We start from the raw sequence: 14,310 nt of genomic DNA, 5'->3' as shown, positions 1-14,310 counted from the left end.
GGCCGCCTGCCGGGCGACCTTGGGAGGGACGCGTGGGACCGTCACGGCCGACGTACAGCGGACACCGCGGGTACGGAGCGGCAGATGCCCGGTAGCCGTACCGGGCGTCCGCCCGTCCAGCGGACCGTCCGCCGACCCTCGACCCCTTCCAGGCCGCGCCGCGACAACCCCGTGCGACGGCTCCACACGCGCGCCAGGAAGGCCTGGGACCGCCCGCTGACGGCCTACTACCTGATCTTCGGCGGCAGCCTGCTGATCACCGTGCTGGGCCTCGTGATGGTCTACTCGGCCTCCCAGATCACCGCGCTGCAGATGTCGCTGCCGGGTTCGTTCTTCTTCCGCAAACAGTTCCTGGCCGCCTCCATCGGCGGGGTGCTGCTGCTCGCCGCGTCGCGGATGCCGGTGAAGCTGCACCGGGGGCTCGCCTATCCGATCCTCGCGGGCGCCGTCTTCCTCATGGCCCTGGTGCAGGTGCCGGGCATAGGGATGTCGGTCAACGGCAACCAGAACTGGATCTCGCTCGGCGGCTCCTTCCAGATCCAGCCCAGCGAGTTCGGCAAGCTCGCCCTGGTGCTGTGGAGCGCCGATCTGCTCGCCCGCAAACAGGAAAAGAATCTGCTCGCGCAGTGGAAGCACATGCTGGTGCCGCTGGTGCCGGTGGCGTTCATGCTGCTCGGGCTGATCATGCTGGGCGGCGACATGGGCACGGCGATCATCCTCACGGCGATCCTGTTCGGCCTGCTGTGGCTGGCGGGAGCGCCCACCCGGCTCTTCGCCGGGGTGCTGTCGATCGCCGCCACCCTCGGTGTGATCCTCATCAAGACCAGCCAGAACCGCATGGCACGCCTGCAGTGCATCGGCGCCACCGACCCGGGCCCGGGTGACGCCTGCTGGCAGGCCGTGCACGGGATCTACGCCCTGGCCTCCGGCGGGATCTTCGGCTCCGGGCTCGGTGCGAGTGTGGAGAAATGGGGGCAACTCCCCGAAGCGCACACCGACTTCATCTTCGCCGTCACCGGTGAGGAACTGGGCCTGGCGGGGACGCTGTCGGTGCTCGCCCTGTTCGCGGCTCTAGGCTATGCGGGTATCCGCGTGGCCGGACGCACGGAGGACCCCTTCGTGAGGTACGCCGCGGGAGGTGTGACCACCTGGATCACCGCTCAGGCGGTGATCAACATCGGTGCGGTGCTCGGCCTGCTGCCGATCGCCGGCGTCCCCCTCCCGCTGTTCTCCTACGGGGGCTCCGCCCTGCTGCCGACCATGTTCGCCATCGGGCTGCTGATCGCCTTCGCACGCGACGAGCCCGCTGCGCGGGCGGCGCTTGCGATGCGGCACTCCCGTTTTGGTAGAAAGCGGGGGTCGGGGGGCTCCGCGTTCGACCGGAGTCCCCGGAGATGGAACACGATGCGACGGCGCGCCTCGGCGGCGCGCCCGTCCGGAGAGCGGTGAATTTCGGTGCATGTCGTACTCGCTGGTGGGGGGACCGCCGGCCACATCGAGCCCGCGCTCGCCCTCGCGGACGCCCTGCGCAGGCAGGACCCCGGTGTGGGGATCACGGCCCTCGGCACGGAGCGCGGCCTGGAGACCACGCTCGTTCCACAGCGGGGCTACGACCTCGCGCTGATCCCCGCCGTGCCGCTGCCGCGCAAGCCCACCCCTGAGCTGATCACCGTCCCGGGCCGGCTGCGCGGCACGATCAAGGCCGCCGAGCAGATCCTGGAGCGCACCAGGGCGGACGCCGTCGTCGGCTTCGGCGGTTACGTGGCCCTGCCCGGCTACCTCGCGGCCAAGCGCCTCGGGGTGCCGATCGTGGTCCACGAGGCCAACGCCCGCCCCGGCCTGGCCAACAAGATCGGTTCACGCTACGCGGCCCGGGTCGCCGTCTCCACGCCCGACAGCAAGCTGCGCGACGCCCGCTACATCGGCATCCCGCTGCGCCGCTCCATCGCCACCCTGGACCGCGCCGCGGCCCGCCCCGAGGCCCGGCACATGTTCGGCCTCGACCCCAACCTGCCGACCCTGCTGGTCTCCGGCGGGTCGCAGGGCGCGCGCCGTCTCAACGAGGTCGTCCAGCAGGTCGCGCCCTGGCTGCAGCAGGCCGGTATCCAGATCCTGCACGCGGTCGGGCCGAAGAACGAACTGCCGCAGGTGCAGCAGATGCCGGGGATGCCCCCGTACGTCCCGGTACCGTACCTGGAGCGGATGGACCTCGCGTACGCCGCCGCCGACATGATGCTGTGCCGTGCGGGCGCGATGACCGTCGCCGAACTCTCCGCCGTCGGACTCCCGGCCGCCTACGTCCCGCTGCCCATCGGCAACGGCGAACAGCGGCTGAACGCCCAGCCGGTGGTCAAGGCGGGCGGCGGACTGCTGGTCGACGACGCGGAACTGACCCCCGAGTGGGTCCGGGAGACCGTCCTGCCCGTCCTCGCCGACCCGCACCGGCTCTACGAGATGTCCCGCGCGGCAGCCGAGTTCGGCCGCCGGGACGCCGACGACCTGCTCGTCGGCATGGTGTACGAGGCGATCGCCGCCTCTCGTGCGCACCGTTAGGCACGTCTGACGAAAGGGCAGGGAGCGTGGCCGGATCAGACACCGCCGAGCGCGGTGCACGCCAGCAGGAGTCGTCCGGCCCGCCCCTCGTCCGGCGGTGGGGGCCGCGTCGGCTTCGTGTGATCATCATTCTGGTGTGTGTCGTCGTGCTCCTGGGCGGCGGCTCCGTCTGGGCGTTGTACGGCTCGCAGTGGCTGCGGCTGCGGAGCGTCGCCGTCTCGGGCACCGCGGTGCTGACGCCGCAGCAGGTTCGCGAGGCCGCCGGCGTACCCGTCGGAGCGCCGTTGGCCTCCGTCGACACCGGCGCGATCGCGGCGCGGCTGCGCAAGGGGCTTCCCCGGATCGACTCGGTGGACGTGACCCGTGCCTGGCCGGACGGAATCGACCTGAAAGTGACCGAACGTACGCCGGTCCTGCTGATGCGCAAAGGCTCGGCGTTCGTGGAGGTGGACGACCAAGGCGTCCGTTTCGCCACGGTGTCCGAAGCCCCCGCCGGCGTGCCGCTCCTCGAAACGGCCGTGACCTCCTCGCGTTCCGCCGCCGCCAGCCTGCGCCGCTTCGGCGAGGAGCGACTGGTGCGGAAGGCCGTCGAGGCCGCCGGCTCCCTTCCGGCCGCCGTCGCGCGGGAGACCCGGCTCGTCAAGATCCGCTCCTACGACGACATCTCGCTGGAGCTGGTGCGCGGCCGCACGGTCGCCTGGGGGAGCGCCGAGAAGGGCGCGGCGAAGGGCCGTGCACTGACCGCACTCATGAAAGCGGCCCCGACCGCGCGGCACTTCGACGTCAGCGCCCCCACCGCCCCTGCGTCATCGGGCAGTTGACGAACATCCGCGCAGGCCAGGACCCTGGTTGGGCAGCGACACGGCTGATCACATAGGGTGAAAAGAAAAACGGGAGGTTCGGCGTGTTCGTTGAACGGGCGCCACTTGTCGACTTAGTGTCCTGTTCCGAAGACTTCAAGGAACGGACACACTGGTAACCCTAAACTTCAGCGTTAGGGTTCGGGTCGGCGAAACGGACCGCCCCATTCGGCATCAGTCGTCGGATCGCATCACCTGTGAGGCGACGACACGTAACTCGAGGCGAGAGGCCTTCGACGTGGCAGCACCGCAGAACTACCTCGCAGTCATCAAAGTCATCGGTGTCGGCGGCGGTGGTGTCAATGCCATCAACCGGATGATCGAGGTCGGTCTCAAGGGCGTCGAGTTCATCGCCATCAACACCGACGCGCAGGCGCTGTTGATGAGCGACGCCGACGTCAAGCTCGACGTCGGCCGCGAACTCACCCGCGGACTCGGCGCCGGCGCCAACCCGGCCGTCGGCCGCAAGGCCGCCGAGGATCACCGCGAGGAGATCGAGGAGGTCCTCAAGGGGGCCGACATGGTCTTCGTGACGGCCGGCGAGGGCGGCGGCACCGGCACCGGCGGCGCACCCGTCGTGGCCAACATCGCACGCAACCTCGGCGCCCTCACCATCGGCGTGGTCACCCGCCCCTTCACCTTCGAGGGCCGGCGCCGCGCCAACCAGGCCGAGGACGGCATCGCCGAACTCCGCGAAGAGGTCGACACCCTCATCGTGATCCCCAACGACCGGCTGCTGTCCATCTCGGACCGCCAGGTCTCGGTCCTGGACGCCTTCAAGTCGGCCGACCAGGTCCTGCTCTCCGGCGTCCAGGGCATCACCGACCTGATCACCACCCCCGGTCTGATCAACCTGGACTTCGCCGACGTGAAGTCGGTCATGTCCGAGGCCGGTTCGGCCCTCATGGGCATCGGCTCGGCCCGCGGGGACGACCGCGCGGTGGCGGCCGCCGAGATGGCGATCTCCTCGCCGCTCCTCGAGGCCTCCATCGACGGCGCCCGCGGCGTGCTGCTCTCCATCTCCGGCGGATCCGACCTCGGCCTGTTCGAGATCAACGAGGCCGCCCAACTGGTGAGCGAGGCGGCCCACCCCGAGGCCAACATCATCTTCGGCGCGGTCATCGACGACGCGCTGGGCGACGAGGTCCGGGTCACGGTCATCGCGGCCGGCTTCGACGGGGGGCAGCCCCCGGCCCGCCGGGAGACCGTCATGGGGTCGTCCTCGTCCTCGTCCTCGTCCCGCCGGGAGGAGCCCACTCCGGTACGGCAGCCCGAAAGCCGTCCGTCGTTCGGCTCGCTCGGCAGCGTCACGCCGAAGGAGGAGCCGGAGCCGGCCCCCGAGCCGGTGGCCGACCTCTCGGCCTCGCCGCCGGTGCCGCCGTCGCGGACCTACACGGACAGCGCGGCCGAGGAACTGGACGTGCCGGACTTCCTGAAGTGATAGGACAGCGCGAGAGCGTGAGCGGCGCGCACTTCGCCTTCACCGACCGGTGGGGCGGGGTGAGCGCCGCTCCGTATGAGCAGCTCAACCTCGGCGGAGCCGTCGGCGACGACCCCGGCGCCGTGCGGGCCAACCGCGAGCTGGCCGCCCGGTCGCTGGGCCTGGAGCCCGGCCGGGTGGTCTGGATGAACCAGGTGCACGGCAGCGACGTCGCCGAGGTCGACGGGCCCTGGACCACCAGGATCACCCCGCCGGTCGACGGCGTGGTGACCACGACCCGTGGCCTCGCCCTCGCCGTGCTGACCGCGGACTGCGTGCCGGTGCTGCTCGCCGACCCCGTGGCCGGGGTGGTCGCGGCCGCGCACGCCGGGCGGCCCGGCATGGTCGAGGGCATCGTGCCCGCGGCGGTCGACGCGATGGAGTCGCTCGGCGCCGACCCCGCCCGGATCGTGGCCCGCACCGGCCCTGCCGTGTGCGGCCGGTGCTACGAGGTCCCGGAGGCGATGCGTGCCGAGGTGGCCGCCGTCGAGCCGGCCGCGCACGCCGAGACGAGCTGGGGCACTCCCGCGGTCGACGTGACCGCCGGGGTGCACGCGCAGCTCGGCCGGCTCGGGGTGCGCGACCGGGAGGCCTCGCCCGTCTGCACACGGGAGTCGGACGATCACTTCTCGTACCGCCGCGATCGCACCACGGGGCGACTCGCGGGATATGTCTGGCTGGACTGATGCACATGACGGACCGTGAGAACGAACTCGCCGCGAATCTGGCGAAGGTGCGCGAGCGCATCGACGCCGCGTGCGCGGCGGCCGGGCGCGCCCGGGAAGACGTGACCCTGATCGTGGTCACCAAGACCTACCCGGCGAGCGACGTGCGGATCCTGTCGGGGCTCGGTGTGCGGCACGTCGCCGAGAACAAGGACCAGGACGCGGCGCCCAAGGCGGCCGAGTGTTCCGACCTGCCGCTCAGTTGGCACTTCGTGGGGCAGCTGCAGACCAACAAGGTCCGCTCCGTGGTGGGTTACGCGGACGTGGTGCAGTCCGTTGACCGCGCCCGGCTGGTGACGGCCCTGTCGAAGGAGGCCGTGCGGGCCGGCCGCGAGGTGGGCTGTCTCGTCCAGGTCGCCCTGGACGCCGGGTCCGGCGAGCGGGGCGAACGCGGTGGCGTGGCCCCGGGCGGCGTCGAGGAGTTGGCCGGCCTGATCGCCGGCTCCCCGGGGCTGCGGATCGACGGACTGATGACCGTCGCACCTCTGAGCGGGGAGTACGAGGGGCGCAGGCGGGCGGCGTTCGGGCGGTTGATGGATTTGTCGACTGACCTGCGCCGAGACCATCCTGCTGCCACCATGGTGTCGGCAGGGATGAGTGCGGACCTCGAGGACGCCGTGGCGGCCGGAGCGACACATGTACGCGTCGGCACCGCGGTACTCGGAGTCCGCGCCAGGCTCGGGTAACGTCGCCAGGAAGTCGGACCACAGCAGAAAATATGGTCATTACCGCCGAAGGCGGACATAAGGGCCACGTGGATCGCGGGACTTGGCAGTCGGAAGTCGATCCACCACAGAGCGGAGGACTCAGAGCATGGCCGGCGCGATGCGCAAGATGGCGGTCTACCTCGGCCTCGTGGAGGACGATGGGTACGACGGCCGGGGTTTCGACCCCGATGACGACTTCGAACCCGAGCTCGACCCGGAACCCGAGCGGGATCACCGGCGGCACGAGCCGTCCCGTCAATCACACGGCGCACATCAGTCCCAACGGGATGAAGAGGTGCGAATCGTGCAGCCGCCCGCACCGCGTGAGCCGGTGGCCCGATCCGCTTCGCTCGCCGCGGAATCGGGACGTCCGGCGCGTATCGCGCCCGTGGCGTCCATCACACAAGAACGTCAGTCCCTGGAGAAGAACGCACCGGTGATCATGCCCAAGGTCGTGTCGGAACGAGAGCCGTACCGGATCACCACGCTTCACCCCCGGACCTACAACGAGGCCCGTACCATCGGGGAACACTTCCGTGAGGGCACCCCGGTGATCATGAATCTGACTGAGATGGACGACACGGACGCGAAGCGACTTGTCGACTTTGCGGCCGGTCTGGTGTTTGGTCTTCACGGCAGCATCGAGCGGGTGACGCAGAAGGTGTTCCTGTTGTCGCCTGCTAACGTCGATGTCACGGCGGAGGACAAGGCCCGCATCGCAGAGGGCGGGTTCTTCAACCAGAGCTGAGACGTACGACCGGACAAGCAGTACAGAGCAGTACAGAGCAGGGGAGAGGGAAGCACCGAACATGAGCGTGGTCCTGGATGTCGTCTACATCGCGCTGATGGTCTTCCTCATCGTGCTCATCTTCCGGTTGGTCATGGACTACGTCTTCCAGTTCGCCCGCTCATGGCAGCCCGGCAAGGCGATGGTGGTCGTTCTGGAGGCCACTTACACTGTCACCGATCCACCGCTCAAGCTTCTGCGGCGGGTCATCCCGCCGTTGCGTCTCGGGGGCGTGGCGCTCGACCTGTCCTTCTTCGTACTGATGATCATCGTCTACATCCTGATCACGATCGTGAGAGGGCTGTGAGCGATGTGAACTACCGTCTTGCCGATGCCGACGACTACGTTGAGGTGAAGAGATGCCGTTGACCCCCGAGGACGTGCGGAACAAGCAGTTCACGACCGTCCGCCTCCGAGAAGGCTATGACGAGGACGAGGTCGATGCCTTCCTCGATGAGGTCGAAGCCGAACTGACGCGTCTGCTTCGCGAGAACGAGGACCTGCGCGCCAAACTGGCCGCGGCCACGCGTGCTGCTGCCCAGAACCAGCAGAACATGCGCAAGCCTCCCGAGCAGGACCAGCAGCAGGGTGGCATGCCCCCGCAGGGCGGTATGCAGCAGCAGGGCGGCATGCAGCAAGGGGGCATGCAGCAGGGCGGTATGCAGCAAGGCGGTATGCCGCAGCAGGGGATGCCTCCGCAGGGAATGCCGCAGCAGGGCATGCGAGGTCCCGGCGCTCCGGTTCCCGCCGGCATATCGGGCCCGCCGCAGCAGCAGATGGGTGGCCCCATGGGTGGCCCGCCCCAGCTGCCGAGCGGTGCGCCGCAGCTGCCCGCCGGTCCCGGCGGACAGGGCGGCCCGCAGGGGCCCGGCCCGATGGGTCAGGGTCCGATGGGCCAGGGCCCCATGGGTCAGGGCCCGATGGGTCAGGGTCCGATGGGTCAAGGCCCCATGGGTCAGGGCCCGATGGGCGGCCAGCCCCCCATGCAGCAGCAGATGGGCGGTCCGATGGGCGGCCCCATGGGCGGTCCGATGGGCGGCCCCGGTCAGGGCCCCGGTGGCGACAGCGCCGCGCGTGTCCTCTCGCTGGCTCAGCAGACCGCCGACCAGGCGATCGCCGAGGCCCGTTCCGAGGCCAACAAGATCGTCGGCGAGGCGCGTTCGCGTGCCGAGGGTCTCGAGCGCGACGCGCGTGCCAAGGCCGACGCCCTGGAGCGGGACGCGCAGGAGAAGCATCGCGTCGCGATGGGCTCCCTGGAGTCCGCCCGCGCCACGCTGGAGCGCAAGGTCGAGGACCTGCGCGGCTTCGAGCGCGAGTACCGCACGCGCCTGAAGTCGTACCTCGAGTCCCAGCTGCGTCAGCTGGAGACCCAGGCCGACGACTCCCTCGCTCCGCCGCGCACTCCGGCCACGGCCTCCCTGCCGCCGTCCCCGGCGCCCTCGATGGCTCCGGCCGGCGCCAGCGCTCCGTCCTACGGAGGCAACCCGGGCATGGGCGGTCCCAGCCCGGCCGCTCCGTCCTACGGCGGCCAGCAGCAGATGTCCCCGGCGATGACTCAGCCGATGGCTCCGGTACGTCCGCAGGGTCCCTCCCCGATGGGCCAGGCTCCTTCGCCGATGCGTGGTTTCCTCATCGACGAGGACGACAACTGACGGCCAGTAGTACGCCTTGGGCGTCGGCAGCGTTCAAAGGGGCGGGACCCCGGATCACGATCCGGGGTCCCGCCCCTTTTACGCGTGTTGACGAGCATGACCGCCGGGTGCGCCGCCACGCGGTACGCCGCCCGCACGACGAAGGGCCCGGCCCCCCGGTTCTCCGGGAGCCGGGCCCTTCGCGTCGGGCTCAGGCCTTGCGGAGGCGGAACGTCAGCGTCAGGGCCTCGTCGGTGAACGGGGCGCCGTAGGAGTCGTCCGCCTCGCCCTGGGCGAAGTCCGTGGCGAGGACCTCGTCGGCGATGAGGCCGGCGTGCCCGGACAGGGCGTCGACGGCTCCCGGGTCGGTCGCGCTCCAGCGCAGCGCGATGCGGTCGGCGACGTCGAGGCCGCTGTTCTTGCGCGCCTCCTGGATCAGGCGGATCGCGTCGCGGGCCAGGCCCGCGCGGCGCAACTCCTCGGTGATCTCCAGGTCGAGGGCGACCGTGGCGCCGGAGTCGGAGGCGACCGACCAGCCCTCGCGGGGGGTCTCGGTGATGATCACCTCGTCGGGAGCCAGAGCGACCGTCTCGCCGTCGACCTCCACCGACGCCGTGCCCTCGCGCAGGGCGAGGGAGAGCGCGGCCGCGTCGGCGTTCGCGACCGCCTTGGCCACGTCCTGGACGCGCTTGCCGAACCGCTTGCCCAGAGCGCGGAAGTTGGCTTTGGCGGTCGTGTCGACCAGCGACCCTCCCACCTCGGAGAGCGAGGCCAGCGACTCGACGTTCAGCTCCTCCGTGATCTGCGCGTGCAGTTCGGGGGAGAGGGCGTCGAACCCGGCGACGGCGACCAGCGCGCGGCGCAGCGGCTGGCGGGTCTTGACGCCCGACTCCGCGCGTGTGGCGCGGCCCAGTTCCACCAGGCGGCGGACCAGGACCATCTGCTTCGACAGTTCCGGGTCGATCGCCGAGAGGTCCGCCTCCGGCCACGACGACAGGTGCACGGACTCCGGGGCGCCGGGCGTGACCGGCGCGATCAGGTCCTGCCAGACCCGCTCGGTGATGAACGGGGTCAGCGGGGCCATCAGCTTGGTGACCGTCTCCACGACCTCGTGCAGCGTGCGCAGCGCCGCCTTGTCGCCCTGCCAGAAGCGGCGGCGGGAGCGGCGGACGTACCAGTTGGACAGGTCGTCCACGAACGCGGAGAGCAGCTTGCCGGCGCGCTGGGTGTCGTAGGCCTCCAGCCCCTGGGTCACCTGGTCGGTGAGGGCGTGGAGCTCCGACAGCAGCCAGCGGTCGAGCAGCGGGCGGTCGGCGGGGGCCGGGTCGGCCTCGCTGGGCGCCCACCCGGACGTACGGGCGTACAGGGCCTGGAAGGCGACCGTGTTCCAGTACGTCAGGAGGGTCTTGCGCACGACCTCCTGGATGGTGCCGTGGCCCACCCGGCGGGCCGCCCACGGGGAGCCGCCGGCCGCCATGAACCAGCGGACCGCGTCCGCGCCGTGCTGGTCCATCAGCGGGATCGGCTGCAGGATGTTGCCCAGGTGCTTGGACATCTTGCGGCCGTCCTCGGCGAGGATGTGACCGAGGCAGACGACGTTCTCGTACGACGACTTGTCGAAGACCAGCGTGCCGACCGCCATCAGCGTGTAGAACCAGCCGCGGGTCTGGTCGATGGCCTCGGAGATGAACTGGGCCGGGTAGCGGGACTCGAACAGGTCTTTGTTCTTGTACGGGTAGCCCCACTGCGCGAACGGCATCGAACCCGAGTCGTACCAGGCGTCGATGACCTCCGGCACGCGCGTGGACGTGTGTCCGCAGCCGTCGTGCGGGCAGGCGAAGGTGACCGCGTCGATGAACGGGCGGTGCGGGTCGAGCTCGGACTGGTCCGTCCCGGTGAGCTCGGTGAGCTCCGCGCGCGAGCCGACGACGGTGAGGTGGTCGTCCTCGCAGCGCCAGATGGGCAGCGGGGTGCCCCAGTAGCGGCTGCGCGACAGCGCCCAGTCGATGTTGTTGTTCAGCCAGTCGCCGAACCGGCCGTGCTTGACCGTGTCGGGGAACCAGTTGGTCTTCTCGTTCTCCTGGAGGAGGCGGTCCTTGACGGCCGTCGTGCGGATGTACCAGGACGGCTGCGCGTAGTACAGGAGCGCGGTGTGGCAGCGCCAGCAGTGCGGGTAGCTGTGCTCGTACGGGATGTGCCTGAACAGCAGGCCGCGCTGCTGGAGGTCCTCGGTGAGCTGTTCGTCCGCCTTCTTGAAGAAGACGCCGCCGACCATCGGGACGGACTCCTCGAAGGTGCCGTCCGGGCGGACCGGGTTCACCACGGGCAGCCCGTAGGAGCGGCAGACCTTGAGGTCGTCCTCGCCGAAGGCGGGGGACTGGTGGACCAGACCGGTGCCGTCCTCGGTGGTGACGTACTCGGCGTTGACGACGAAGTGCGCCTCGGCCGGGAACTCCACGAGCTCGAACGGGCGTTGATAGGTCCAGCGCTCCATTTCGGCGCCGGTGAAGGTCTGGCCGGTGGTCTCCCAGCCCTCGCCGAGCGCCTTGGCGAGCAGCGGCTCGGCGACGACGAGCTTCTCCTCGCCGTCGGTGGCGACGACATAGGAGACCTCGGGGTGCGCGGCCACGGCCGTGTTGGACACCAGGGTCCACGGGGTCGTCGTCCACACCAGGAGCGCTGCCTGGCCGGCGAGCGGACCGGAGGTGAGCGGGAAACGGACGTACACGGACGGGTCGACGACCGTCTCGTAGCCCTGGGCCAGCTCGTGGTCGGACAGGCCGGTGCCGCAGCGGGGGCACCAGGGGGCTACGCGGTGGTCCTGGACGAGCAGGCCCTTGTCGAAGATCTGCTTCAGCGACCACCAGACCGACTCGATGTACTCGGGGTCCATGGTGACGTAGGCGTCGTCGAGGTCGACCCAGTAGCCCATGCGGGTCGTCAGCTCGGCGAAGGCGTCGGTGTGCCGGAGCACGGACTCACGGCACCGGGCGTTGAAGTCGGCGATGCCGTAGGCCTCGATGTCCTTCTTGCCGCTGAAGCCGAGTTCCTTCTCGACCGCCAGTTCCACCGGGAGGCCGTGGCAGTCCCAGCCGGCCTTGCGGGCCACGTGGTAGCCGCGCATGGTGCGGAAGCGGGGGAAGACGTCCTTGAAGACGCGCGCCTCGATGTGGTGGGCGCCCGGCATGCCGTTCGCGGTGGGCGGGCCCTCGTAGAACACCCACTCGGGGCGCCCCTCGGACTGCTCCAGGCTCTTGGTGAAGATCTTCTGCTCGCGCCAGAAGTCGAGCACCGCGTGCTCGAGGGCGGGCAGGTCGACCTGGGCGGGCACCTGGCGGTACTGCGGCGTTGTCATCTGCGAGCTTCCTCCGGCGGACGTGCTGCCTTCCGTCGGAGGGACGAGAGCCTTCTTGCCTGTCTACGCCGTGTGCGGCGCGCTCCCGCGGTACCACCCTCCTTGGCCCCCCGAGGCGTCCTGCGCTCCGGTGAGCCCCCTCATTGGGGTCGCGATGCCGGGTCTACCAACCCCTGCGGGGTCTTCTTCCGGCGGCTCCGGGGTGATCTTCACGTCGCGCTCGCCCCCGGGCTTCCACCGTCCCCGGGTCGCTCTGGGCTGCGTACGCCGCTACTCGTCCCCATCCACGCTTTTCGCTCCGCCCAGTGTACGGCTCGACGACGACAGCGGCCGACCGGTTTACGGGGGCCGTGGACGCCACGGACGAGGGGCTCCTGGATGCCCCGAATGGTGGCGGAATGTCCCAGTGTCCTGACAGGGATCGCGGGACGTCCGGCTCGGCGGATTACCCGGCGGGGAGCTGGGCACAACGCATGCAGGCCTGCCGCGCGGCGCGCGCGAGGCAGGCGAATCGGGCGGTGTGCCCCGTTGCCGCGGGCTCCAAGTCGATTTATCGTCCCAGCACGATTCGCGTGCAAGATCACAATATGTGAAGGGGCCGCGGCCATGGTGGCGAAGAAGACCGCCGTACAGCAGTCGGTGTCCGCCTCTGCCAGGGACACGGACGCCCCTGACGCGGCCGAGGACTCGAAGGCCGGGCGGGCCGTGAAGACGGTGCGGTCGCCCGCCGCGGGCGGGACCGGGAAGGCGGCGGCCGCCAAGAGGACCGCGGCGAAGAAGAGCGCCGTGACGGGGACCGCCCCGGGGGAGCCCGCCGGGAAGAAGGCGGTCGCCAAGAAGACCCTCGCCAAGAAGACCGCAGGGAAGGGGGCCGCCGGGAAGGGGGCCGTGAAGAAGGCGGTAGCCGGGAGGACTGCCGTCAAGAAGGCGGCGGCCAGGAAGGTCGCCGGTGCCAAGGGCGTGGCCGCGACGAGCGCGGGCAGGAAGAACACGGCCAAGAAGGTGGGCGCGGCCTCGGCCGCGGAGCAGACGGGAGCCACGACTGTGGTTGCGAAGAAGACTCCGGGTACGGCCATGGCGGCGAAGACCGCCGTTCCCAAGGCACGTCTGGTCGCGGCGGAGCCGGGCGAGCTCGCGGTGCGCCCGGGCGAGGAGCCCTGGACGCCCGAGGAGGTGGAGGAGGCGCGCGCGGAGCTGCAGTCCGAGATGGAGCGGCTGCGCGCGGAACTGGCCTCGTCCGAGGCGGCGCTGATGGGCCTCATGCGCGACTCGGGGGACGGCGCCGGCGACGACCAGGCCGACACCGGCACCAAGAACATCACGCGCGAGCACGAACTGGCGCTGGCCGCCAACGCGCGCGAGATGCTGATCCAGACCGAGCACGCCCTGGAGCGCCTCGACGCCGGCACCTACGGACTGTGCGAGGCCTGCGGGAACGCCATCGGCAAGGCCCGGATGCAGGCCTTCCCGCGGGCCACGCTGTGCGTCGAGTGCAAGCAGAAGCAGGAGCGCCGCTACTGATCGTCCGACGGCCGGGGGTTGCCGTACCCTCGTCCTCAGTCAGGCACCTAGGTTGAGGGACTCACGTGGCAGAGGCGGAGCGCGTCATCGGTACGCCGGACACCCCAGAGACGGGATCCGAGCCGGAGCAGTCGTCCGGCCCTGGTGAGCAGGAGAGCGCCGGGGCGCGGCCCAGGGGCAAGCGCCGTATCGCCGTGCTCTTCGCCGTGGCCGCGTTCGTGTACGCGCTCGACCTGGTGAGCAAGATGCTCGTGGTCGCCAAGCTGGAGCATCACGCGCCGATCGAGATCGTCGGGGAGTGGCTGCGGCTCGAGGCCATCCGCAACGCGGGCGCGGCCTTCGGTTTCGGCGAGGCCTTCACCGTGATCTTCACGGTGATCGCCGCCGCCGTGATCGTGGTGATCGCCCGGCTCGCCCGCAAGCTTCACAGCCTGCCCTGGGCGATCGCGCTGGGACTGCTGCTGGGCGGTGCGCTGGGCAACCTCACCGACCGGATCTTCCGCGCCCCGGGGGTCTTCGAGGGCGCGGTCGTGGACTTCATCGCACCCAAGCACTTCGCGGTCTTCAACCTCGCCGACTCGGCGATCGTGTGCGGCGGCATCCTGATCGTGCTGCTGTCCTTCCGGGGTCTGGACCCGGACGGGACCGTCCACAGGGACTGAGATCCGCCGGGTCTCCGCGGGCGGCCGTC

Annotated in this window: 12 protein-coding genes; 11 read left to right on the top strand and 1 reads right to left on the bottom strand. The window is 70.4% G+C overall.

Going from position 1 to position 14,310, the window contains the following annotated elements:
* The first annotated feature begins 84 nt into the window (after positions 1–84).
* From ftsW to IE239_RS04395, 9 genes are all read left to right on the top strand, one after another.
* Complete coding sequence (gene ftsW, locus IE239_RS04435) at positions 85–1,449, top strand: putative lipid II flippase FtsW (RefSeq protein ID WP_190147915.1); 1,365 nt, start codon at positions 85–87, stop codon at positions 1,447–1,449.
* A 6-nt stretch (positions 1,450–1,455) separates the two neighbouring features.
* Positions 1,456–2,553, top strand: coding sequence for an undecaprenyldiphospho-muramoylpentapeptide beta-N-acetylglucosaminyltransferase (gene murG / locus IE239_RS04430; RefSeq protein ID WP_190147914.1), 1,098 nt, complete (start codon positions 1,456–1,458; stop codon positions 2,551–2,553).
* 26 nt (positions 2,554–2,579) lie between these two features.
* Positions 2,580–3,374: a cell division protein FtsQ/DivIB gene (locus IE239_RS04425; RefSeq protein ID WP_190147913.1), complete on the top strand. Its 795-nt coding sequence runs from the start codon at positions 2,580–2,582 to the stop codon at positions 3,372–3,374.
* Between the two features lie 277 nt (positions 3,375–3,651).
* Positions 3,652–4,854: a cell division protein FtsZ gene (ftsZ, locus tag IE239_RS04420; RefSeq protein WP_190147912.1), complete on the top strand. Its 1,203-nt coding sequence runs from the start codon at positions 3,652–3,654 to the stop codon at positions 4,852–4,854.
* Entirely contained in the window at positions 4,851–5,579 is a 729-nt protein-coding gene (gene pgeF / locus IE239_RS04415; RefSeq protein WP_190147911.1) for a peptidoglycan editing factor PgeF, read from the top strand. The genes ftsZ and pgeF overlap by 4 nt, the downstream gene beginning before the upstream one ends.
* A gap of 5 nt (positions 5,580–5,584) precedes the next feature.
* Positions 5,585–6,304: a YggS family pyridoxal phosphate-dependent enzyme gene (locus tag IE239_RS04410; RefSeq protein ID WP_190147910.1), complete on the top strand. Its 720-nt coding sequence runs from the start codon at positions 5,585–5,587 to the stop codon at positions 6,302–6,304.
* Positions 6,305–6,431: 127 nt separating this feature from the next.
* Positions 6,432–7,073, top strand: a complete 642-nt coding sequence (locus tag IE239_RS04405; RefSeq protein WP_190147909.1) for a cell division protein SepF — start codon at positions 6,432–6,434, stop codon at positions 7,071–7,073.
* Between the two features lie 61 nt (positions 7,074–7,134).
* Positions 7,135–7,419 (top strand): YggT family protein, encoded by a 285-nt coding sequence (locus tag IE239_RS04400; RefSeq protein WP_190147908.1) that lies wholly within the window; start codon positions 7,135–7,137, stop codon positions 7,417–7,419.
* 52 nt (positions 7,420–7,471) lie between these two features.
* Positions 7,472–8,764 carry a DivIVA domain-containing protein gene (locus IE239_RS04395; RefSeq protein ID WP_190147907.1) on the top strand — a complete coding sequence of 431 codons (1,293 nt, stop codon included), beginning with the start codon at positions 7,472–7,474 and terminating at the stop codon, positions 8,762–8,764.
* A 190-nt stretch (positions 8,765–8,954) separates the two neighbouring features.
* Here the strand turns inward: IE239_RS04395 and ileS are convergent, their stop codons facing one another.
* On the bottom strand, positions 8,955–12,098 hold the full coding sequence (gene ileS, locus IE239_RS04390; RefSeq protein WP_190147906.1) for an isoleucine--tRNA ligase: 3,144 nt from the start codon (positions 12,096–12,098) through the stop codon (positions 8,955–8,957).
* Between the two features lie 606 nt (positions 12,099–12,704).
* On the opposite strand from ileS, the gene IE239_RS04385 reads away from it, so the two are divergent.
* Both IE239_RS04385 and lspA read left to right on the top strand, forming a co-directional pair.
* Positions 12,705–13,619, top strand: coding sequence for a TraR/DksA family transcriptional regulator (locus tag IE239_RS04385; protein WP_190147905.1), 915 nt, complete (start codon positions 12,705–12,707; stop codon positions 13,617–13,619).
* A 65-nt stretch (positions 13,620–13,684) separates the two neighbouring features.
* Positions 13,685–14,281, top strand: coding sequence for a signal peptidase II (gene lspA / locus IE239_RS04380; RefSeq protein ID WP_190147904.1), 597 nt, complete (start codon positions 13,685–13,687; stop codon positions 14,279–14,281).
* Positions 14,282–14,310 lie beyond the last annotated feature (29 nt).

It is taken from the genome of Streptomyces humidus, from assembly GCF_014649655.1.
In the GTDB taxonomy this organism is placed as follows: Bacteria; Actinomycetota; Actinomycetes; order Streptomycetales; family Streptomycetaceae; genus Streptomyces; species Streptomyces humidus.
Note: the sequence above shows the minus strand (reverse complement) of the source record. Positions and strands in the feature narration are given on the sequence as shown.